15 protein-coding genes are annotated in these 21,792 nt (G+C 70.8%); all 15 read left to right on the top strand.

Features of this window, described 5'->3' with window-relative positions:
- The first annotated feature begins 507 nt into the window (after positions 1 to 507).
- The 15 genes from PV350_RS30440 to PV350_RS30510 all read left to right on the top strand — a co-directional run bounded on the left by PV350_RS30440 (position 508) and on the right by PV350_RS30510 (position 21,663).
- Entirely contained in the window at positions 508 to 3,144 is a 2,637-nt protein-coding gene (locus PV350_RS30440) for a valine--tRNA ligase (protein WP_499511879.1), read from the top strand.
- Between the two features lie 127 nt (positions 3,145 to 3,271).
- Positions 3,272 to 4,756 carry a bifunctional tetrahydrofolate synthase/dihydrofolate synthase gene (folC, locus tag PV350_RS30445; RefSeq protein ID WP_499516834.1) on the top strand — a complete coding sequence of 495 codons (1,485 nt, stop codon included), beginning with the start codon at positions 3,272 to 3,274 and terminating at the stop codon, positions 4,754 to 4,756.
- Between the two features lie 24 nt (positions 4,757 to 4,780).
- Positions 4,781 to 5,116 (top strand): DUF4233 domain-containing protein, encoded by a 336-nt coding sequence (locus PV350_RS30450; protein ID WP_499511878.1) that lies wholly within the window; start codon positions 4,781 to 4,783, stop codon positions 5,114 to 5,116.
- A gap of 95 nt (positions 5,117 to 5,211) precedes the next feature.
- On the top strand, positions 5,212 to 5,625 hold the full coding sequence (ndk, locus tag PV350_RS30455) for a nucleoside-diphosphate kinase (protein ID WP_499511877.1): 414 nt from the start codon (positions 5,212 to 5,214) through the stop codon (positions 5,623 to 5,625).
- A 315-nt stretch (positions 5,626 to 5,940) separates the two neighbouring features.
- Complete coding sequence (locus PV350_RS30460) at positions 5,941 to 6,960, top strand: rod shape-determining protein (protein ID WP_499516833.1); 1,020 nt, start codon at positions 5,941 to 5,943, stop codon at positions 6,958 to 6,960.
- A gap of 122 nt (positions 6,961 to 7,082) precedes the next feature.
- A complete protein-coding gene (mreC, locus tag PV350_RS30465; protein WP_499511876.1) occupies positions 7,083 to 8,030 on the top strand; it encodes a rod shape-determining protein MreC in 948 nt (315 codons plus the stop codon).
- Positions 8,027 to 8,635, top strand: coding sequence for a rod shape-determining protein MreD (gene mreD, locus PV350_RS30470; protein ID WP_499511875.1), 609 nt, complete (start codon positions 8,027 to 8,029; stop codon positions 8,633 to 8,635). The genes mreC and mreD overlap by 4 nt, the downstream gene beginning before the upstream one ends.
- Positions 8,636 to 8,720: 85 nt before the next feature.
- Positions 8,721 to 10,931: a penicillin-binding protein 2 gene (gene mrdA / locus PV350_RS30475; protein ID WP_500337117.1), complete on the top strand. Its 2,211-nt coding sequence runs from the start codon at positions 8,721 to 8,723 to the stop codon at positions 10,929 to 10,931.
- Positions 10,928 to 12,124 (top strand): rod shape-determining protein RodA, encoded by a 1,197-nt coding sequence (rodA, locus tag PV350_RS30480; protein WP_499511873.1) that lies wholly within the window; start codon positions 10,928 to 10,930, stop codon positions 12,122 to 12,124. The genes mrdA and rodA overlap by 4 nt, the downstream gene beginning before the upstream one ends.
- Positions 12,125 to 12,184: 60 nt before the next feature.
- Positions 12,185 to 13,720 (top strand): CYTH and CHAD domain-containing protein, encoded by a 1,536-nt coding sequence (locus PV350_RS30485; protein WP_500337118.1) that lies wholly within the window; start codon positions 12,185 to 12,187, stop codon positions 13,718 to 13,720.
- A 148-nt stretch (positions 13,721 to 13,868) separates the two neighbouring features.
- Positions 13,869 to 15,797, top strand: coding sequence for a TIGR03960 family B12-binding radical SAM protein (locus PV350_RS30490; protein ID WP_500337119.1), 1,929 nt, complete (start codon positions 13,869 to 13,871; stop codon positions 15,795 to 15,797).
- 313 nt (positions 15,798 to 16,110) lie between these two features.
- Positions 16,111 to 18,987 (top strand): bifunctional glycosyltransferase/CDP-glycerol:glycerophosphate glycerophosphotransferase, encoded by a 2,877-nt coding sequence (locus PV350_RS30495; protein ID WP_500337120.1) that lies wholly within the window; start codon positions 16,111 to 16,113, stop codon positions 18,985 to 18,987.
- The gene (locus PV350_RS30500) at positions 18,984 to 20,129 is read left to right on the top strand and encodes a glycosyltransferase (RefSeq protein ID WP_500337121.1); all 1,146 of its coding nucleotides are present in this window, start codon (positions 18,984 to 18,986) and stop codon (positions 20,127 to 20,129) included. The genes PV350_RS30495 and PV350_RS30500 overlap by 4 nt, the downstream gene beginning before the upstream one ends.
- Positions 20,130 to 20,368: 239 nt before the next feature.
- Complete coding sequence (locus PV350_RS30505; protein WP_499511869.1) at positions 20,369 to 21,142, top strand: TIGR03936 family radical SAM-associated protein; 774 nt, start codon at positions 20,369 to 20,371, stop codon at positions 21,140 to 21,142.
- Between the two features lie 218 nt (positions 21,143 to 21,360).
- Positions 21,361 to 21,663 (top strand): hypothetical protein, encoded by a 303-nt coding sequence (locus tag PV350_RS30510; RefSeq protein ID WP_500337122.1) that lies wholly within the window; start codon positions 21,361 to 21,363, stop codon positions 21,661 to 21,663.
- Positions 21,664 to 21,792 lie beyond the last annotated feature (129 nt).

The raw sequence follows: 21,792 nt of genomic DNA on the forward strand, positions 1-21,792 counted from the left end.
GGCCGGGCGGGACCGGTGGCTGCTGGGGGTGGCCGGGCTGGCCCCCGTAGCCAGGCTGGCCGCCGTAACCCGGCTGCGGCGGCGGCTGGTTGAAGCTCATCGGTGAGTCCCCTCGTTGAACTGCTGTCTCCTCGTACTCATCCTTGCGGATTGTTTAGGCCGTCTTTACACCGGCGTCGTCAGGACTTGGTAACAAGACGGTGCAGATGCCCGGTTGATCACCCCGACCACCGGTGCGGACCGGTACCGCCGACCCGTCCCATCTGCCGGTTTCCCGTCAGGAGTCACTCGTCCGCCGGTGGTTCGGAGGCGGCGGGCCGGCCCCCGGGGACCGGCGGGGGCCTCCCGCCCCCGGCTCCCGGCACCACGCGCCCCCCGGATCCGGACCGCGAGCGCCCCCGCCGGGCCCCGCGGAGGGCGTGCGTCCTCGGGGCCCCGTCCCCGCGCCTCGCGCCCGGGCACCGGTGGATTCGTAACGGGGCCCGCCCCGCCCGTAAACTGAGCGCCGTGACCGACAACACTCAGCAGGCCGCCGAGAGCGGACCGAACAGCGCGACCCCCGAACTGCCGACCCAGTACGCGCCGGCCGAGGTAGAGGGGCCCCTGTACGAGCGCTGGGTAGAGCGCGGTTACTTCGAGGCCGACGCCAAGAGCGACAAGAAGCCGTACACCATCGTCATCCCGCCGCCGAACGTCACCGGCAGCCTCCACCTGGGCCACGCCTTCGAGCACACGCTGATCGACGCCCTCACCCGCCGCAAGCGGATGCAGGGGTACGAGACGCTGTGGCAGCCCGGCATGGACCACGCCGGCATCGCCACGCAGAACGTCGTCGAGCGCGAGCTCGCCAAGGAGGGCAAGTCCCGCCACGACCTCGGCCGCGAGGCGTTCATCGAGCGCGTCTGGCAGTGGAAGGCGGAGTCCGGCGGGCAGATCTCCGGGCAGATGCGGCGCCTCGGTGACGGCGTCGCCTGGTCGCGTGAGCGCTTCACCATGGACGAGGGCCTGTCCAAGGCCGTCCAGACCATCTTCAAGAAGCTCTACGACGACGAGCTCATCTACCGTGCCGAGCGCATCATCAACTGGTGCCCGCGCTGTCTGACGGCCATCTCGGACATCGAGGTCGAGTACCAGGACGACGACGGCGAGCTGGTCTCGATCCGCTACGGCGAGGGCGAGGACTCCATCGTCGTCGCGACGACCCGCGCCGAGACGATGCTCGGCGACACCGCCGTCGCCGTCCACCCGGAGGACGAGCGCTACCGGCACCTCGTCGGCCGCGAGATCGAGCTGCCGCTCACCGGCCGCCGCATCCCGGTCGTCGCCGACGAGCACGTCGACCCGCAGTTCGGCACGGGCGCCGTCAAGGTGACGCCCGCGCACGACCCGAACGACTTCGAGATCGGCCAGCGCCACGGTCTGCCGAACCTCGCCGTCATGGACGAGCGCGCGGTCATCACCGCGCACGGCCCCTTCCAGGGACTGGACCGCCTGGAGGCCCGCTCCGCCATCGTCGCCGCGCTGCGCGCCGAGGGCCGGATCGTCGCCGAGAAGCGCCCGTACGTCCACTCCGTCGGCCACTGCTCGCGCTGCAAGACCACCATCGAGCCGCGGTTGTCCATGCAGTGGTGGGTCAAGGTCGGCCCGCTGGCGAAGGCCGCGGGTGACGCCGTCCGCGACGGCAAGGTCAAGATCCACCCCCAGGAGATGGAGAAGAGGTACTTCGACTGGGTCGACAACCTCCACGACTGGTGCATCTCGCGCCAGCTGTGGTGGGGTCACCGCATCCCCGTCTGGTACGGACCGGACGGCGAGATCGTCTGCGTCGGTCCCGACGAGCAGCCCCCTGGCGGCGAGGGGTGGACCCAGGAGACCGATGTCCTCGACACCTGGTTCTCCTCCGGTCTGTGGCCGTTCTCCACGCTCGGCTGGCCCGAGCAGACCGAGAGCCTCGCGAAGTTCTATCCGAACTCCGTCCTGGTCACCGGGTACGACATCCTCTTTTTCTGGGTCGCCCGGATGATGATGTTCGGTCTCTACGCGATGGACGGCACCCCGCCGTTCCACACCATCGCCCTGCACGGCATGGTCCGCGACCAGTTCGGCAAGAAGATGTCGAAGTCCTTCGGCAACGCGGTCAACCCGCTGGACTGGATGGACACCTACGGCTCCGACGCGCTGCGCTTCACGCTCGCGCGCGGTGCCAACCCCGGCACCGACGTGCCGATCGGCGAGGACTGGGTCCAGGGCTCCCGCAACTTCACCAACAAGATCTGGAACGCCACGCGCTTCGCGCTGATGAACGGCGCCACGGTCGAGGGCGACCTGCCCGCACCCGAGGAGATGTCGGCCACCGACCGCTGGATCCTGTCCCGGCTGGACGCCACGGTCGCCGAGGCCGACGCGCTCTACGACGACTACCAGTTCGCCAAGCTCAGCGACGTCCTGTTCCACTTCGCGTGGGACGAGGTCTTCGACTGGTACGTCGAGCTGTCCAAGACCACCTTCCTGGCGGGCGGCCGCCCGGCCGAGGTCTCCCGGCGGGTGCTGGGCGAGGTCCTGGACAAGCTGCTGCGGCTGCTCCACCCGGTGGTCCCCTTCGTGACCGAGACGCTGTGGACCACGCTCACCGGGCGCGAGTCGGTCGTCATCGCCGACTGGCCGGCCGACTCCGGCTTCCGCGACGCGGCCGCCGAGAAGGAGATCGCGGCGGTGCAGTCGCTGGTCACCGAGGTCCGGCGGTTCCGCGCCGACCAGGGCCTGCAGCCGGGCCAGAAGGTCCCGGCCCGGCTCGACCTCGGCTCCACCGGCCTGGAGGCCCACGAGGCGGCGGTCCGCCAGCTGCTGCGCCTGCAGCCGGAGGGCGAGGGCTTCACCGCGACGGCGACCCTGCCGGTCGCCGGCGCGACGGTCGCGCTGGACCTCTCCGGGGCGATCGACGTCGACGCCGAGCGCAAGCGGCTCGCGAAGGACCTGGCCGCCGCCGAGAAGGAGAAGGCGCAGGCCACGGCGAAGCTGGGCAACGAGGCGTTCCTCGCGAAGGCACCGGAGCCCGTCGTCGCCAAGATCCGCACCCGCCTGGCGGCGGCCGAGGCGGACATGGCCCGCATCACCGCGCAGCTGTCCTCGCTGCCGCAGGGCTGACGCACCCGGGGTGGGCAGGCGGAAACGCCTGCCCACAACCCGGATCCACCTGGCCGCTTCGTACAATGTGGTCGTGAGCAACCCGCGCCCCGAGAACGACGAGCCCCTTTCCGACCCGCTGGCCGCGATGGGTCTGGGCGGCGACGAGGACGAAGCCGACACCGACCCCGGCCGCGAGGCCGACCTGGCGGTGATCGAGGCGGGCAGCCGTACCCTCCGGGCCGGAGGACCGGTGCCGCAGGACGACGGCGTCCCGGCCCGCCCCGCCGACCCGGAGGTCGACAAGGCCCTCCGTGAGGTCGAGGCGGAGCTGGCCGGCCGCTGGCCGGAGACGAAGCTGGAGCCGTCCCTGGACCGGATGACAGCGCTGATGGACATCCTGGGCGAGCCGCAGCGCTCCTACCCCTCGATCCACATCACCGGCACCAACGGCAAGACCAGCACCGCCCGCATGATCGAGCGGCTGCTGCTCGCCTTCGACCTGCGCACCGGCCGCTACACCAGCCCGCACGTGCAGTCCGTCACCGAGCGGATCAGCCTCGACGGCCGTCCGATCGCGCCGGAGAGCTTCATCGAGACGTACCGCGACCTCGAGCCGTACGTGCAGATGGTGGATGCCTCGCAGCCGTACCGGATGTCGTTCTTCGAGGTGCTGACCGGCATGGCGTACGCCGCCTTCGCCGACGCCCCGGTGGACGTGGCCGTCGTCGAGGTCGGCATGGGCGGCAGCTGGGACGCGACCAACGTGGTGGACGGCACGGTCGCCGTCGTGACCCCGATCGACCTGGACCACACCGACCGCCTGGGCGAGACGGCCGGCGAGATCGCCGTGGAGAAGAGCGGGATCGTCAAGAAGGACGCCACCGCCGTGCTGGCCCAGCAGCCCGTGGAGGCGGCCCAGGTGCTGCTGAAGCGGGCCGTCGAGGTGGACGCGACGGTCGCCCGGGAGGGCATGGAGTTCGGCGTCACGCACCGCGAGGTGGCCGTCGGCGGGCAGATGCTGACCCTGCGCGGTCTGGGCGGGGAGTACGAGCAGGTCTTCCTGCCGCTGCACGGTGAGCACCAGGCCCACAACGCGGCGGTGGCGCTCGCCGCGGTGGAGGCCTTCTTCGGCATCGGCACCCTGCACGCCCGCACCCTGGACGTCGACACCGTCCGCACCGCCTTCGCGGGCGTCACCTCGCCGGGCCGGCTGGAGGTCGTGCGCCGCAGCCCCGCCGTGGTGCTGGACGCGGCGCACAACCCGGCGGGGGCCCGGGCGGCGGCCGCCGCGCTGGGCGAGGCCTTCGGTTTCACCCACCTGGTGGGCGTGGTCGGGCCGAGCGGCGACAAGGACGTACGGGGGCTGCTGGAGGCCTTCGAGCCGGTCTTCACCGAGGTCGTGGTGACCCAGAACTCCACCCACCGCGCCATGGACGTGGACGAGCTGGCCGCGCTCGCGGTCGAGGTCTTCGGCGACGAGCGTGTGCAGGTCGAGCCGCGGCTGGACGACGCGATCGAGGCGGCCGTGACGCTCGCCGAGGATCAGGGCGAGTACTCCGGCGCCGGGGTGCTGATCACCGGTTCGGTGATCACCGTGGGAGAGGCCCGGCTGCTGCTGGGCCGGAAGTGACGAGCGGGAAGCGGAACCAAGCGGATGCGGACCCTGTGCGCGAGCACCCTGATCGGTGAGTTCTTCGTGATCGGCTTCGCCGGTCTGGTGGCGATGAAGCAGCCGGAGCTGACGGCCGGCACGGTATGGACGGTCAGCGGCATCGCCATGGCCCTGTGCGTGCTGCTGTGCGGCATGCTCGGGCGGCGCGGCGGGCTGGCCGTCGGCTGGCTGCTGCAGGCCGGGTTGATCGTGAGCGGCTTCGCCGTCCCGGTGATGTTCTTCCTCGGCGCGGTCTTCGCCGCCCTGTGGTGGGCCGCCGTCCACTTCGGCCGGAAGGTCGACGAGGCCAAGGCGGCGCGGGCCGCGCAGCCGGCCTGATCGCACGTCCCGTGCCCCGGACCCAGGGGGTGCCGTGGGTCGTGGGGATCCCCGGTAATGTCGTCGTACCCGCACCCGCACATAGGAGTCACACCGTGTCCCAGCGCACCCTCGTCCTTCTCAAGCCGGACGCCGTACGTCGCGGCCTGGTCGGCGAGATCCTCGGCCGCATCGAGCGCAAGGCGGACTGGAGCATCACCGCGCTGGAACTGCGCACGCTCGACCGCGCGATCCTCGAACAGCACTACGCCGAGCACGTCGGCCGGCCCTTCTACGAGCCGCTGGTGGAGTTCATGGCCTCCGGCCCGGCCGTCGCCCTCGTCGTCGAGGGCGAGCGGGTCATCGAGGGACTGCGCGCGCTGGCCGGCCCGACCGACCCGATCGCCGCCGCCCCCGGTTCGATCCGCGGCGACTTCGGCACGATCGTCCGGGAGAACCTGATCCACGCCTCGGACTCCGAGGAGTCCGCCGAGCGCGAGATCAAGATCTTCTTCCCCGGCCTGGCCTGATCCTCCGCGACGATTCGCCCCGAATTCACAGCTGACGCCCGATCAGCTCAACGGGCGGCCGGAAATTTCCCGGCCGCCCGCAGGCATATGCCGGGGGTTCGGGGGAACCAATTCCGCCGACACGGCGTCACCATTGCAGAGGACAGCTGTGTGTTCTGATGACAATGGCGGCGGAACCCTGATTCCGTGCCCCGTCGGGCGCGACTACCATGGAATCTCCGCACCTCCGGCTCGGCGCACAGCAGCGCATCCGCCGTGCTCACCCCCACATCGCTCCAGCTCGGGAAGGCCAGACGTATCCTCATGGCGAACAACATGTCGTTCATCGGCCGTGACATGGCTGTCGACCTCGGCACCGCCAACACGCTGGTGTACGTCAGGGGTCGCGGGATCGTCCTCAACGAGCCATCCGTCGTCGCCATCAACACCAATACGGGCGGCATCCTGGCGGTCGGCTCCGAAGCGAAGAAGATGATCGGCCGGACCCCCGGCAACATCGTCGCGGTCCGTCCTCTCAAGGACGGGGTGATCGCGGACTTCGAGATCACCGAGCGCATGCTGCGCTACTTCATCCTCAAGATCCACAAGCGCCGCTACCTGGCGCGCCCCCGCGTCGTGGTCTGCGTGCCCTCCGGCATCACCGGCGTCGAGCGCCGCGCCGTCATCGAGGCCGCCACCCAGGCCGGTGCGCGCCAGGTGCACATCATCGAGGAGCCCATGGCCGCCGCGATCGGCGCCGGGCTCCCGGTCCACGAGGCGACCGGCAACATGGTCGTCGACATCGGCGGCGGCACCACCGAGGTCGCCGTCATCTCGCTCGGCGGCATCGTCACCGCGCAGTCCATCCGGGTGGCGGGTGACGAGCTGGACAACGCGATCATCCAGCACATCAAGAAGGAGTACAGCCTCCTGCTGGGCGAGCGCACCGCGGAATCGATCAAGCTCACCATCGGCTCGGCCTTCGCGGTCGAGAACGAGGAGCACACCGAGATCCGCGGCCGCGACCTGGTCTCCGGCCTGCCCAAGACGGTGGTCATCTCCGCAGCCGAGGTGCGCAAGGCGATCGAGGAGCCGGTCAACGCCATCGTCGACGCGGTCAAGACGACCCTCGACAAGTGCCCGCCCGAGCTGTCCGGCGACATCATGGACCGCGGCATCGTCCTGGCCGGCGGCGGTGCGATGCTGCGCGGCCTGGACGAACGGCTGCGCCACGAGACCGGCATGCCGATCCACATCGCCGAGTCCCCGCTGGACTGCGTGGCCCTCGGCGCCGGCAAGTGCGTCGAGGAGTTCGAGGCGCTGCAGCAGGTCCTGGACGCGCAGCCGCGCAGATGAGTCCTCACGATCCGTCGTACGGGTGAAGTCCTGCCCGTACGCCGGATCGTTCTACCTCCCGGCACGGCCCATCGGGCCCACGGGCTCACACGCTCTGACGAGGAAGGCACGGACTGGCCCCCGTGAGGGACACACGAGAGAGCCGGCTTCTGCTGGTACTGCTGGTGGCGATCGCTTTCGCGCTGATCACCGTCGACATCCGCGGCGGTGAGGACTCACCGCTCGACGGCACCCGGTCCGCCGCGGCCGCCGTCTTCGGCCCCGTCGAGGACGGGGTCGCGGCCGCGGTCGACCCGGTGGACAACGCGGTGGACGCGGTACGCGACTCCGGCGACCGCAGCAGCCGCATCAGCGAACTGGAGCGGGAGAACGCCGAGCTGAAGCAGCAGCTCGGCAGCAAGGACGTCACGCGCGAGCGCGCCCGCGAACTCGACAAGCTGCTCAAGCTCGCCGGAGCCGGTCAGTACCGGGTCAAGGGCGCGCAGGTCATCGCGATAGGAGCCGCCCAGGGCTTCTCCTGGACGGTCACCATCGACTCCGGCGCCAACGACGGCATCCAGCGCGACATGACGGTCGTCAACGGTGACGGCCTGGTCGGCCGGGTCACCACCGTCGGCCCCTCCACCTCGACCGTCCTGCTCGCCTGCGACCCGGACTTCACGGTCGGCACCCGGCTGGAGAAGTCCTCCGAGCTCGGCTTCGCCACCGGCCAGGGCAACCGGCCGATGCGGGTGCAGCTCCTCAACGGCAAGGCCCACGTGAAGAAGGGCTCACGGCTGGTCACCTTCGGCTCGCAGGCGGACAAGCCCTTCGTCCCCGGCGTGCCGGTCGGCACGGTCGCCAAGGTCGACCCCGCGGGCGGCGGCCTCACCCGCACGGTCGAGGTCACCCCGTTCGTCGGCTTCACCAAGCTCGACATCGTCGGCGTCGTCGTCCAGGGCCCGCGCAAGGACCCGCGTGACTCGGTGCTGCCGGCCGGGCCGAAGCCGGTCCCGACGGTCACCGTCACGGCGACGCCCAGTGTGAGCCCCTCTCAGTCCTCGCTCTACGGACAGGAGGAGGTCCGATGAAGCGCGCGCTGCTCGCCACCGGCCTCGTCGTCGCCGGCATGGTCGTCCAGGTGTGTGTCCTGGCCCGCCTCCACCTGCCCGGCGCCGTCCCCGACCTGCTGCTGCTCGTCGTCCTCGGCCTCGCACTGACGTACGGCCACGTGGCCGGCTGCCTCATCGGCTTCGGCGCCGGCCTGCTCGCCGACCTCGCCCCGCCCGCCGACCATGCCGCGGGCCGCTACGCCCTCGTGCTGTGCGTCGTCGGCTACATCGCGGGCCTGGTCAGGCCCGACGGCGGCCAGCTGCGGTCGGCCACCCGGCCGATGCTGGTCGTGGTGGGCGCCGCCATCGGTTCCACGGTGCTGTACGCGGCCGTGGGCGCCCTCGTGGGCGACACCGCGGCGCAGCACGTCGGCCTGGGCAAGCTGCTGTTCACCGCCGCCCTGTACGACCTGCTGCTCGCGCCGTTCACCGTGCCGTGGATCATGGCACTGGCCCGCCGGTTCCAGGGTGACCCGCTCGGGGAGGACGCCTCCGGTCCCGGCTTCGGCGCACGCATCGGCGGCCAGCGTTCGAGCCTTCTGGGCAGGGTGGGGAGCGTCGCCAAGGGAGGGCGGCGCTTGTGAGCGACGCACGCGAGGCCGCCGGGCCGCGGCCGACGACGAAGCGCGCGGTGTCGTGCCGAGCGGGCGGAGAAGCGGGAGTGGCGGCGTGAGCAACATCCCTGAGACGGGGCGGACGCCGCGGGTCACGATCCGGCTGGTGGTCCTGCAGATCCTCGTCCTGTCCCTGCTGTTCACCCTCGGCGGGCGGCTGTGGTTCCTGCAGATCCGCAACGGCCAGGAGTACACGGCGCAGGCCAACAGCAACAACGTCCAGGAGGTCGTCGCGCCCGCCGTCCGCGGGTCGATCCTGGACGACAAGGGCGTGGCGCTCGCCGACAACGAGACCCGGCTGGTGGTCTCGGCGAGCCGCACCGACCTGCTGAAGCAGAAGGACGACGGCAAGGCGGTGCTGACCCGGCTCGCCGACGTGCTGCACATGAAGCCGGCAGAGGTCCTGGGCAAGGTGCGGCTTTGCGACTCGCAGACCCCCAAGCCGTGCTGGAACGGCTCGCCGTACCAGCCGATCCCGATCACCGACGAGGCCACCACCCAGCAGGCGCTGCAGATCATGGAGCGCCGTGAGGACTTCCCCGGCATCACCGCCGAGCCCACCGCGGTGCGCCGCTACACCTCCCCCTTCGGGTCCAACACCTCCCAGGTCCTCGGCTACCTCTCGCCCGTCACGGACGACGAGCTGACCGCCGCGGAGAAGAAGGGCCAGTCCCTGCTGCGCTCGGACCAGATCGGCCGTTCCGGCCTGGAGCGCACCTACGACAGCGAGCTGCGCGGCAAGGCCGGCGTCACCCGCTACGAGGTGGACAACCTCGGCCGGGTCATCGGCAAGGCGGGCGAGACCGCCGCGGAGCCCGGCAGCCACCTGGTCACCAGCATCGACGCCCGCGTCCAGAGGGTCGCCGAGAAGGAGCTCGACGAGGCGATGAAGGTCGCCCGGAAGACCTTCGACAAGGTCACCGGCAGCCTCTACAAGGCGGACTCCGGCGCGGTCGTCGTCATGGACGTGCACACCGGCCAGGTCATCGCCATGGCCAGCGCGCCCACCTACGACCCGAACGTCTGGGTCGGCGGCATCTCCGCCAAGGACTACGCCAAGCTGACGGGCAAGAAGTCCAACTTCCCCCTGCTCAACAGGGCCATACAGGGTCAGTCGGCCCCCGGCTCGACCTTCAAGGCGATCTCCACCTCGGCCGCCGTGAAGGCCGGCTACGACATCAACGGGCGCTACCCCTGCCCGTCGTCGATGACCATCGGCGGCCGGGTCTTCAACAACTTCGAAGGGGAGAGCGCGGGCTCCATCACCCTCGCCCACGCCCTGGAGATCTCCTGCGACACCGTCTTCTACGGCCTGTCGTACGACCAGTGGCTGAAGGACGGCGGCACCAAGCCCAAGAAGCACCCCAAGGACTGGTTCTACAAGACCGCCAAGGAGTACGGCCTCGGCTCGGTGACCGGCATCGACCTGCCCTCCGAGGTGACCGGCCGGATCCCGGACCGGCAGTGGAAGCGGGACTACTACGAGGCCAACAAGAACTACTGGTGCAAGGTCGCCAAGAGCGACAAGCAGGACTACGCGAGCCAGATCGCGCGCGAGAACTGCGTCGACGGCTACGTGATGCGCGCCGGTGACTCGGTCAACTACGCCATCGGCCAGGGCGACACGCTCGTCACGCCGATCCAGATGGCCAACATCTACTCGGCCATCTCCAACGGGGGCACGCTCTACCAGCCCACCATCGGCAAGGCGATCATCAGCGCCGACGGCAAGAAGGTCACCCGGATCAAGCCGAAGGTCAACGGGCACGCGCCGGCCACCAAGAACACGCTGAAGTACATCAACGAGGCCCTGGAGGGCGTCGTCACGCACGGTACGGCCGCGTGGCGGTTCGGCGGCTGGCCGCAGGACAAGATCGCCCTGCACGCCAAGACGGGTACCGCGGAGGTCGCCGGCAAGCAGACCACGTCGTGGTTCACGACGTACAGCAAGGACTACGCGATCGTCATGACGATCTCCCAGGGTGGTACCGGTTCCGGTGGTTCCGGTCCGGCCGTCCGCAAGATCTACGAGGCCATGTACGGCGTCCAGAAGGACGGGTCGATCGACAACAAGAAGGCGCTGCTCCCGCACCCCTCGAGCAAGCTCCCGAAGATCGACTCCGACGGCACCATCAAGATCACCAAGGCCTCCTGGGCCGACGTGCCGCAGGCGCCCGCCGCGCCGCGGGACACGGCGCTGGCCGCCGCCGCGCTGCCCCCGGAGCGCACCGAGAAGCTCCTGCTGGGCAGGAGGTACTGGTCATGAGCGCGCACGGCTACGCGATGCGTCGCTTCACCCCGGAACGCGGCACCCTGGGCAAGCTCCTGGCCCGGGACTCGATACTGCGCCGGATGGACTGGCTGCTGCTCGGCGCCGCCCTCGCGCTGTCCCTGATCGGTACGGCGCTGGTGTTCTCCGCGACGCGCAACCGCACCGAGCTCACCCACGGGGACCCGTACTACTTCCTGCTGCGGCACATGCTCAACACCGCGATCGGCTTCGCCCTCGCCGCCGGCACCGTGGCGCTGGGCCACCGTCGGCTGCGGGGCGCGGTGCCGGTGCTCTACGCCATCTCGGTGCTGCTGGTGACCGCGGTCCTCACCCCGCTGGGGTCCACGGTCAACGGCGCGCACGCCTGGATCGTGCTGGGTGGCGGCTTCTCCCTGCAGCCGTCCGAGTTCACCAAGATCACCATCATCCTGGGCATGGCGATGATGCTGTCCGCCCGCGTCGACGCGGGCGACCGGCTCTTCCCCGACCACCGCACGGTCGCCCAGTCGCTCGGCTTCGCCATACTGCCGATGGCGATCGTCATGCTGATGCCCGACCTCGGCTCCGTCATGGTGATGGCGGTCATCGTGCTCGGCGTGCTGCTGGCCTCCGGCGCATCCAACCGCTGGGTCCTCGGCCTGATCACGGCGGGCGCCGGCGGCGCCATCGCGGTCTGGCAGCTCGGCGTCCTGGACCAGTACCAGATCGACCGCTTCGCCGCCTTCGCCAACCCCGCCCTCGACCCCGCGGGCGTCGGCTACAACACCAACCAGGCGCGCATCGCCATCGGCTCCGGCGGGCTGCTCGGCAAGGGCCTGTTCGACGGCAGCCAGACCACCGGGCAGTTCGTGCCCGAGCAGCAGACCGACTTCGTCTTCACCGTGGCGGGGGAGGAGCTCGGCTTCGTCGGGGCGGCCCTGATCATCGTGCTGCTGGGCGTCATCATGTGGCGCGGCTGCCGCGTCGCCCGGAACGCCACCGACCTGTACGGAACGATCATCGCGGCCGGCATCGTCGCCTGGTTCGCCTTCCAGTCCTTCGAGAACATCGGCATGACCCTCGGCATCATGCCCGTGGCGGGTCTGCCGCTGCCGTTCGTCTCGTACGGCGGATCGTCGATGTTCGCGGTCTGGATCGCCATCGGGCTGCTGCAGGCCATCCACATGAAGCGGCCCATGTCGGCCTGATCCCGCCCACCGGGTGAACGCACCATTGCGGCCGGGCGAACCCGCGATTAGGTTCCTGACATGGGGAAGCGTGTCGCGGAGACCGAGCGCAAGTACGAGGCCGCCGAGCAGACCGGTGAGCCCGATCTCGAAGGCCTGCCCGGGGTCGCGGCGGTGCGCGTCCTGGAACCGGCCGAACTGGACGCCGTCTACGTCGACACCGCCGACCTGCGGCTGGCCACCCACAAGATCACGCTGCGGCGCCGCACCGGCGGCGACGACGCGGGCTGGCACCTGAAACTGCCGAGCTCACAGGCCGACACCCGCACCGAGGTGCACGCGCCCCTCGGCAAGCAGGGCCGCAAGGGCGGCCCCCGGGTCCCCAAGTCCCTGCTCGCCGAGGTCGCCGCGATCGTCCGCGACCGCGAGCTCGTCCCGGTCGTCCGGCTGCGCAACACCCGCAAGCGGGTGCACCTCGTCGACGCCGGGGGCGCACCCCTGGTGGAGATCGCCCACGACCACGTCCGGGCCACCCTCCTCGACCACGGCGACGGTGCGGAGACCGCCTGGACCGAGGTCGAGACCGAACTCATCGACGGCGACACCGCCCTCCTCGACGCCGTCGAGAAGCGGCTCCGCGCGGCGGGCCTGCGGCGCTCGAAGTCCCCCTCGAAGCTCGCCCGCGCCCTCGGGAAGCGCCTGGCCGACGCACCCGGGCCGCCGCAGCCGCCGTCCTCCACCGACACCGCCGGGGACGTCGCCCTGGCCTACGTGCACGAGCAGGTCGCCGCCATCATCGGCTGGGACCCGGAGGTTCGCCGCGACGAGCCGGACTCCGTCCACCAGATGCGGGTCTCCACCCGGCGGCTGCGCAGCGCCTTCAAGTCCTTCCGCCGCGAACTCGACCGCGAGGCGACCGACCCCGTCGGCGACGAGCTGAAGTGGCTCGCCGGGGTGCTGGGCCTGGAACGCGACCGCGAGGTCCTCGCCGACCGCCTCCGCGACCGCGAGGCCGAACTGCCGGAGGAACTCGTCACGGAGGTCCTCACCGCCCGCATCGGCGGCGACGCCCCCGTCCACGAGGGCGCCCGCAAGGAACTCCTGCGCGAACTCGGCGGCAGGCGCTACTTCCGGCTCCTGGACACCCTGGAGTCACTGCTCGCCGATCCGCCCCTGCTCGACGCGGCCGCGGCCCCCGCGGCCGACGCCGTCCCCAAGGCCGTGCGCCGCGACCACCGGCGGCTGCGCACCCGTGTCGAGTCGGCCCTGGAGATGGGACCCGGCCACGAGCGCGACCTCGTCCTCCACGACGCCCGCAAGGCCGCCAAGCGGGCCCGCTACAGCAGTGAGGCGGCCCAGGCCGTCCCGGCGCTGCGCAAGCCCGCCAAGAAGCACACCCAGCGCATGAAGGCCGTCCAGCAGCTCCTCGGCGAGCACCAGGACAGCGTCATCTGCCGCGACGCCGTGCTGCGCCTCGCCTCGGACGCCCGCGAGGCCGGCGAGGACACCTTCGCGTACGGCGTGCTCTACCAGCTCGAACGCGACCGCGCCGCCGCCGCCGAGCGGCAGCTCCCGCAGGAGTGGCCCCGGGCCGACGGCGGCACCCTGGCCGGCTGAGCCGGCTGAGCCGGCCCGGGACGGCCACCACCGCGCCGCCGCGTCCCGGAGCGCCCGGGCCCGGGCGTCGCGTGGACGCGGCCGGGAAGCCCTCTGTGACGCGTTACGCTGAATGGTCACCCTTGCCAGCTCACGAAAGACACCTCTGATGCCTGTCGAGTCGGTCTTCCCCCAGCTCGAGGCCCTGCTGCCGCATGTGCAGAAGCCGATCCAGTACGTCGGCGGGGAACTGAACTCCACCGTCAAGCCCTGGGACGAGTGCGACGTCCGTTGGTCCCTGATGTACCCGGACGCCTACGAGGTCGGGCTGCCCAACCAGGGCGTCATGATCCTCTACGAGGTGCTGAACGAGCGCGAGGGGGTCCTCGCCGAGCGCACCTACAGCGTGTGGCCGGACCTTGAGGCGCTGATGCGCGAGCACGGCGTGCCCCAGTTCACCGTGGACGCGCACCGCCCGGTCAAGGCCTTCGACGTCTTCGGCCTCAGCTTCTCCACGGAGCTCGGCTACACCAACATGCTCACGGCCCTGGACCTCGCGGGCATCCCGCTGGAGGCCCGGGACCGGACCGAGGACGACCCGATCGTGCTCGCCGGCGGCCACGCGGCCTTCAACCCGGAGCCCATCGCGGACTTCCTGGACGCCGCCGTGATCGGCGACGGCGAGCAGGCCGTCCTGGAGATCACCGACGTGATCCGCGCCTGGAAGGCCGAGGGCCGCCCCGGCGGCCGCGACGAGCTGCTGTTCCGGCTGGCCCGCACCGGCGGGGTGTACGTGCCGAAGTTCTACGACGTGGAGTACCTGGCCGACGGCCGGATCGCCCGCGTCGTCCCCAACCGCTCGGGCGTGCCGTGGCGGGTGTCCAAGCACACCGTCATGGACCTCGACGAGTGGCCGTACCCCAAGCAGCCGCTGGTCCCGCTGGCGGAGACGGTCCACGAGCGCATGTCCGTGGAGATCTTCCGCGGCTGCACCCGCGGCTGCCGCTTCTGCCAGGCCGGCATGATCACCCGCCCGGTGCGGGAGCGCAGCATCACCGGCATCGGCGAGATGGTCGACAAGGGCCTGAAGGCGACCGGTTTCGAGGAGGTCGGCCTGCTGTCGCTCTCCTCCGCCGACCACACCGAGATCGCCGAGGTGGCCAAGGGCCTCGCCGACCGGTACGAGGAGGACAAGATCGGCCTGTCCCTCCCCTCCACCCGCGTCGACGCCTTCAACATCGACCTGGCCAACGAGCTGACCCGCAACGGCCGCCGCTCCGGTCTGACCTTCGCCCCCGAGGGCGGCTCCGAGCGCATCCGCAAGGTCATCAACAAGATGGTCTCGGAGGAGGACCTGATCCGCACCGTCGCCACCGCCTACGGCAACGGCTGGCGCCAGGTGAAGCTGTACTTCATGTGCGGGCTGCCCACCGAGACCGACGAGGACGTCCTGCAGATCGCCGACATGGCGAAGAACGTCATCCAGAAGGGCCGCGAGGTCACCGGCCAGAACGACATCCGCTGCACGGTGTCGATCGGCGGGTTCGTGCCCAAGCCGCACACCCCGTTCCAGTGGGCCCCGCAGCTCGGCGTCGAGGAGACCGACGCCCGCCTGGAGAAGCTGCGCGACGCCATCCGCGGCGACCGCAAGTACGGCCGCAACATCGGCTTCCGCTACCACGACGGCAAGCCCGGCATCATCGAGGGCCTGCTCTCCCGCGGCGACCGCCGCGTCGGCGCCGTCATCCGCGCCGTCTACGAGGACGGCGGCCGCTTCGACGGCTGGCGCGAGCACTTCTCCTACGACCGCTGGGCCCGCATGTGCGAGAAGGCGCTCCCTGAGCAGGGCGTCGACCTCGACTGGTACACCACCCGGGAGCGCACCTACGAGGAGGTCCTGCCCTGGGACCACCTGGACTCCGGTCTGGACAAGGACTGGCTCTGGGAGGACTGGCAGGACGCCCTCGACGAGACCGAGGTCGACGACTGCCGCTGGACGCCGTGCTTCGATTGCGGGGTGTGTCCCCAGATGGACACCCACATCCAGATCGGCCCGACGGGGAAGAAGCTGCTTCCCCTCACGGTGGTCAATTCCTGATCACGTTTGCCCGAGGCCCCGCCGCCGCCCCCTGCCCGGGGCCGGCGGCGGGGCCTCGGAGTTCTTCGTTCCGGTGGGGCCCGGGCGCGGCGTGACGCCCACCTCATGCCCGCCGGTGGGCTCTGGCCATGGGATACCCTTTTTGTAGCCTGCATTCATGGGAGAGACGGTTCCCGTGCACCTCGCGGTCATCGTGTAGCCAACCGTGGCTCCGGACGACCGCAAATCCGTCTGTTTTGCCGCGCCCGGTGGACGCGTGCGCGGTTCTTCCCGTGGTGACCCCGTACCCCGACTAGAGGTGGCCGTGCCAAGTTTGTCCTCCGAAGCGGCGGAGACCGCGCCGGACGTAAGCGTTGTCGTCATCGTCTACAACGACGCGGAGCGGTTGCCCGTGGCGGTCCGGTCGGTGCTCGACCAGAGCCTCCGCACGGTCGAGGTGATCATCGCCGACGACTGCTCGACGGACGGGTCGTTCGAGGTCGCACGGTCGCTCGAGGCCGCCCATCCCGGCCGCGTGCGCGCCATCCGGCTGCCGGAGAACAGCGGCGGCTGCGGTGAGCCGCGCAACCAGGGCATCGCCGTGGCGCGGGGCAGGTACGTGATGTTCCTCGACAGCGACGACACCCTCGAGTCCGACGCCTGCCGGAACATGTTCGAGGCCGCCGAGCGCACCGGCTCCGACCTGGTCTCCGGGGTCTGCGTGCGGGTGTACGTCGACAGCAGGGACGGCAAGGAGACCGACTGGTACCCCGCGCTGTACCGGTCGACCCGCACCGTCGAGTCCATCGAGGAGGTGCCGGAACTCCTCTACGACACGCTGTCGACCAACAAGTGCTACCGGCGCGACTTCCTGATCGAGAACGACCTGCGGTTCCCCCGGGGCATCCACTACGAGGACCTGCTCTTCTCGGCCCAGGCCTACATCACCGCGAAGCGGATCACCCTCATACCCAACCGGGTCTACTTCTGGAACGTCGTCCAGAAGTCGGAGGTCAAGTCGATCAGCAACCGGCGCGACGAGATCAGGAACTTCTCCGACCGGGTCGAGATCCACCGGCGCATCGACGCCGTCCTCGCGGCGCACGGGCTCGACGAGCTCAAGCAGCACAAGGACCGCAAGTTCCTCAAGCACGACATGGTCCTCTACCTCCGCGAACTGCCGTTCCTGGGCGAGGAGTACCGGAACCAGTTCACCGAGATAGCCCGCGACTACCTGCGGGGCTTCCCCGACGAGGCGTACGCGGAGACCAACTCGATCCAGCGGATCTGCTCGTACCTCCTGGTGCAGGGGGACTGGGCCAACCTCATGCCCGCGATCGACACGCTGATCAACCGTCAGAAGCTCTCCGCACCGCTGGTCGAGCGGGACGGCAGGATCTACTGGTGCGCGGAGCACCTCGACGACCCGCGGGGCCGCCGGATCCTCGACGTCACCGACCTCGGTTACCACGGGCGCCCGCTGGCGAAGATGAAGCTCCGCAACCGGCTCACGTCGTACACCGAGCAGTCGGGCACGGTCGCGATGTCCGGCACGGTGGTCAACCCGCTCGGCCGGATCACCCCGGACAGCAAGCTCAAGGCGACCCTGGAGTTCCTGCCGCGCAACAGCGGCGCGCGGCCCCTGCGCTTCCCCGTCGGCGCCGTCCGTCACGAGGGCGACGTCATCGCGTGGGAGGCCGAGGCCCCGCTGAGCCGCAAGCTGCGCCCGGTCGGCGTGGTGGACCCGGTGTGGAACGTGCGCCTGAAGCTGACCGTGGACGGCGTGAGCACCCTCAGCCGGATCACGGTGGGGGACACCGAGCTCCCGGAGCAGGGCACGATACGCATCCGGCCCCGGCTCACCCGGCTCGTCGCCGACCACCTCGAACCGGAGGTGTCGACCAAGCACCACCTCGCCTTCGTGCTCTCCCAGCAGGGCAAGGCGGCCCAGCGGGCCATGGCGCTCATGCACCGCAACCTGGACGGGTTCGTGGGCAGGCCCGCCAAGGCGGGCTACCGCATGGTCGCCGGCCTGCGCAAGAGCCTCAACTCCGGCCCGGTCAAGGTGCGCATGTACCACCGGATGCTGCGCGTCCTCCCGGTGCGCAAGGGCACGGTGGTCTTCGAGAGCCAACTCGGCAAGCAGTACAGCGACAGCCCCCGTGCGATCTACGAGGAACTGCGGCGGCGCAACGTCAAGTTCCGCCCCGTGTGGTCCTACGCGGACCGGCCGGAGGACTTCCCGGCGGACGCCCGGCTGGTGCGCCGCTGGTCGTACCGGCACCTGCGGGCCCTGGCCCAGGCGGAGTACTGGATCGACAACCAGGGCATGCCCCTGAAGCTCGCCAAGCGCCGCGGTACCACCTACATCCAGACCTGGCACGGCTCCGCGCTCAAGCGCATGGGCTTCGACGAGGCCGTGTACCGCATGAAGCCCGAGGCCGAGCGCGAGGCCTACCAGCGCTCGCTGGACCGCTTCGACCACTTCGTGCTGCGCAGCGAACACGACGCGCGCACCCTGGCCAGGGCCTACCGGGTGCCGGAGGAGAAGTGGCTGCGCACGGGCTACCCGCGCAACGACGCCCTCGTCCGCGGCCGTAACGCCGCCACCCCCGACCCGGCGGTGGAGGCGCTCGCCGAACGGCTCGGCATCCGCCGGGACCTGCCGGTGGTCCTCTACGCGCCGACCTTCCGGGCGCAGGAGAACGGCAAGGTCGCGCCCTTCGAGTTCGCCTTCGACCTGCAGCGTTTCGTCGACGAACTCGGCGACCGCTGCACCCTGCTGGTGCGCACCCACTACCTGAACCAGGTGACCCTCCCGCCGTCCGTCGGGAACCGGGTCGTCAACGTCTCCGACGAGCACGACATCACGCCGCTCTACCTGCTGGCCGACGCGCTGGTCACCGACTACTCGTCGGTGATGTTCGACTACGCGCTGCTGCAACGGCCGATGGTGTTCTTCGCCTACGACTGGGAGGAGTACGCCAAGGACGCGCGCGGCACCTACTTCGACCTCCTCGAGCAGGCGCCCGGCCCGGTCGTGCGGGACGCCGACGGGCTGTTCACGGCCCTCGCCGACCTGGACGGCACCGCGTCGGCGTACTCGGCACGGCTCAAGGAGTTCGTGGAGGCCTACGGGGAGTACGACCAGGGCGACGCCGCGGCTCGGATCGTCGACCGCTTCTTCGGTGCGAAAGGGGAGCCCCGATGACGGGCCGGGACATATTCTTCGTCGCCAACGAGGTCGACGAGCTCGGCGGCGTGGCCCGCTGGCAGACCCAGATGGCGCGGTTGCTGGCAGGCCGTGACCACCAGGTGCGCGTCATCGGCATCGCGCCGGCGCGCAACCCGATGGACCTCGGTCGGGACCCGGGCTTCGGGACGGAGACCCTGCACGCCGTCCGGCCGAGGCCGAAGCGCCGCAAGGGACGGCCCCTCGGGCTGCTCGACGTCGTGGGCCTGTGGCGGGACGCCCGGCGGAAGGCCGAGGTCCGCAAGGCCGTGGACCGGCTGTCCGAGCTGTTCCGCGCCGCCCGTCCCGGTGCGGTGATCATCGTCACCCAGGTGTGGGCCATGGAATGGGTCCGGCTCGCGGACACCGCCGGGCACACGGTGATCGGCATGAGCCACGAGTCGTACGAGTACTCCCGCATGTCCTCCCGGTTCCGGCGCGTGGAGGAGTACTACGCCGAGGCCGACCGCCTGCTGCTGCTGACCCAGGAGGACGCCGACCGCTGGATCCGGCGGGGCCTCAACAACGTCGGGTTCATGCCCAACCCGCTGCCGATGATGCCCGGGTCGTCCTCCCCGCGGACCGAGAAGGTCGTCGCCAGCGTCGGCCGGCTCGACGACCAGAAGGGCATCGACATGCTGCTCGACGCCTGGGCGGAGGCGGCTCCGCAGGTGCCCGGCTGGAGGCTGCGCCTGTACGGCACCGGCGAGCTGGAGGCCGAGCTGCGCGCGCAGTGCACCGCGCTGGGTCTGGACGACAGCGTCGAGTGGATGGGGCAGACCAATGACGTCGTCGGTGCGCTCCACGGCGCCTCGCTGTTCGTCCAGTCCTCCCGCGGCGAGGGTTTCCCGCTGGCCCTGATGGAGGCGATGGCCTGCGGGCTGCCGTGCGTGGCCTTCGACTGCGCCCCCGGCGTCCACGAGATCGTGCAGGACGAGGTCGACGGCCTGCTCGCCGCGCCGGGCAACGTCTCCGAGCTGGCCCGTCAGCTCGTGCGGATGATCCTCGACCAGGACCTGCGCGACACCATGGGCGAGCGGGCACGGGTCAACGTCCAGCGGTACTCGCCGGAGCGGATCACCGACCGCTGGGAGGAGCTCTTCGCGTTCATGGAGCGCTGAGCGGAAGCGGCCCGAGGGGCGCGCGGGGTGCGGACGGTCACCCGGCGCGCCCCTCGGCGCGTCCAGGACGGCGTGGACGGCCCGGCGCGGACGGCCCCGGCGAGCCGTCCGGAACCGGAAGGCCGGAACCCCCAGTAATCTGGAAGGCACAAGCAACCCCGTCCGGGGTGACCAGACGTACGAAGGACTGAACGACACTGGGCAAGCGACAGCCCGAAGGCCCGCCGCCCGCACCCGCGGTGCAGCGCATTCGACTGCGCTACACCAAGCGCGGCCGCCTCCGGTTCACCAGCCACCGCGACTTCCAGCGCGCATTCGAGCGGGCTCTGCGCCGCGCCGGGGTGCCCATGGCCTACTCGGCGGGTTTCACCCCGCACCCCAAGGTGTCGTACGCCAACGCCGCACCCACCGGCGTCGGAAGCGAGGCCGAGTACCTGGAGATCGCGCTCGCGGAGGCACGTGAGCCGGAGAAGCTGCGCCTGCTGCTGGACGAGTCACTGCCGGCCGGTCTCGACGTGGTCGAGGCCGTCGAGGCCCGCACGTCGGGGCTCGCCGAGCGGCTGGAAGCGTCCGTGTGGCAGCTGCGGCTGGACGGTGTGGAGCACGCCGAGGCCGAGCGGGCCGTGGCCGCGTTCCTCGCCGCCGGGACCGTCGAGGTCCAGCGGATGACGAAGAACGGCGTGCGGACTTTCGACGCGCGCGAGGCAGTGACCCGGCTCGAAGCGGTCGATCCGCAGGTGGCCGGGGCCCAGGACGGCATTCTCGAACGGGATGCCGATAGGCCGACACCAGGAGCTTGTGCGATACTGCGGCTGGTTGTTCGGCATGTGACACCTGCTGTACGACCCGACGACGTCCTGTCCGGCCTCCGCGCGGTGGCCGACCTCGCGCCGCCGGTCCCCGCTGCGGTGACCAGGCTGGCGCAGGGGCCGCTCGATGAGGAGACCGGCACGGTGAACGATCCGCTCGCGCCTGACCGCGATGTCGCGGCGGCGCCGGAGGGATCCGCCTAGGACCGTCGTCGTTGTGCGGCCGACGCATCCGGGGAAACCCGGGTCCGGCAGCACACATCAGACGAGACTTTCGTCGGTCCGTCATTGCGGTGCCGACGAGCTACACGACAGTTCCCGTGTGGCGCCCGCGCCCCCGGGCGGCGGCCCCGCTGAGACGCGGGCCGCCGCGTACCGGACCAGGACGCGGCGCCCGGGAACGCGACGGGAGAAATGCCCGCATGCTCGAGACCAACGAGCCGAACGAGGCGCCCGAGAACGGCGCCACCGAAGCCGCCTCCGGCGGCACCGACACCGAGGCGACGGTCGCCCCGCGCCGCCGTCGCCGCGCGGCCAGCCGCCCCGCGGGACCGCCCGCGGCCGGCGAGGCCGGTCAGGACGTGACGTCCGGCGCCCCCGCTGGGGCCGCCGAGCCGCCGGCCATACCGGCCGAGGCCCCATCCGCCGATTCCGAGACCGAACCCGCCCCCGCGCGCACCCGGCGCCGGGCGACCCGCAAGTCCTCCGCCCCTATACACACCTGACGCGGCTCCCGAGAAGACACCTGTCGGTTCGCGTGGCCCCGGGATCGCGCGAGGCACTCCGCAAGAGCCCATCTCTTATACACACAGGACACTGCAGACGATAAGGCGAGTGTGAAGTAAGCAGAGAGA

The organism is Streptomyces sp. PA03-6a (genome assembly GCF_033792765.1).
Classification (GTDB): domain Bacteria; phylum Actinomycetota; class Actinomycetes; order Streptomycetales; family Streptomycetaceae; genus Actinacidiphila.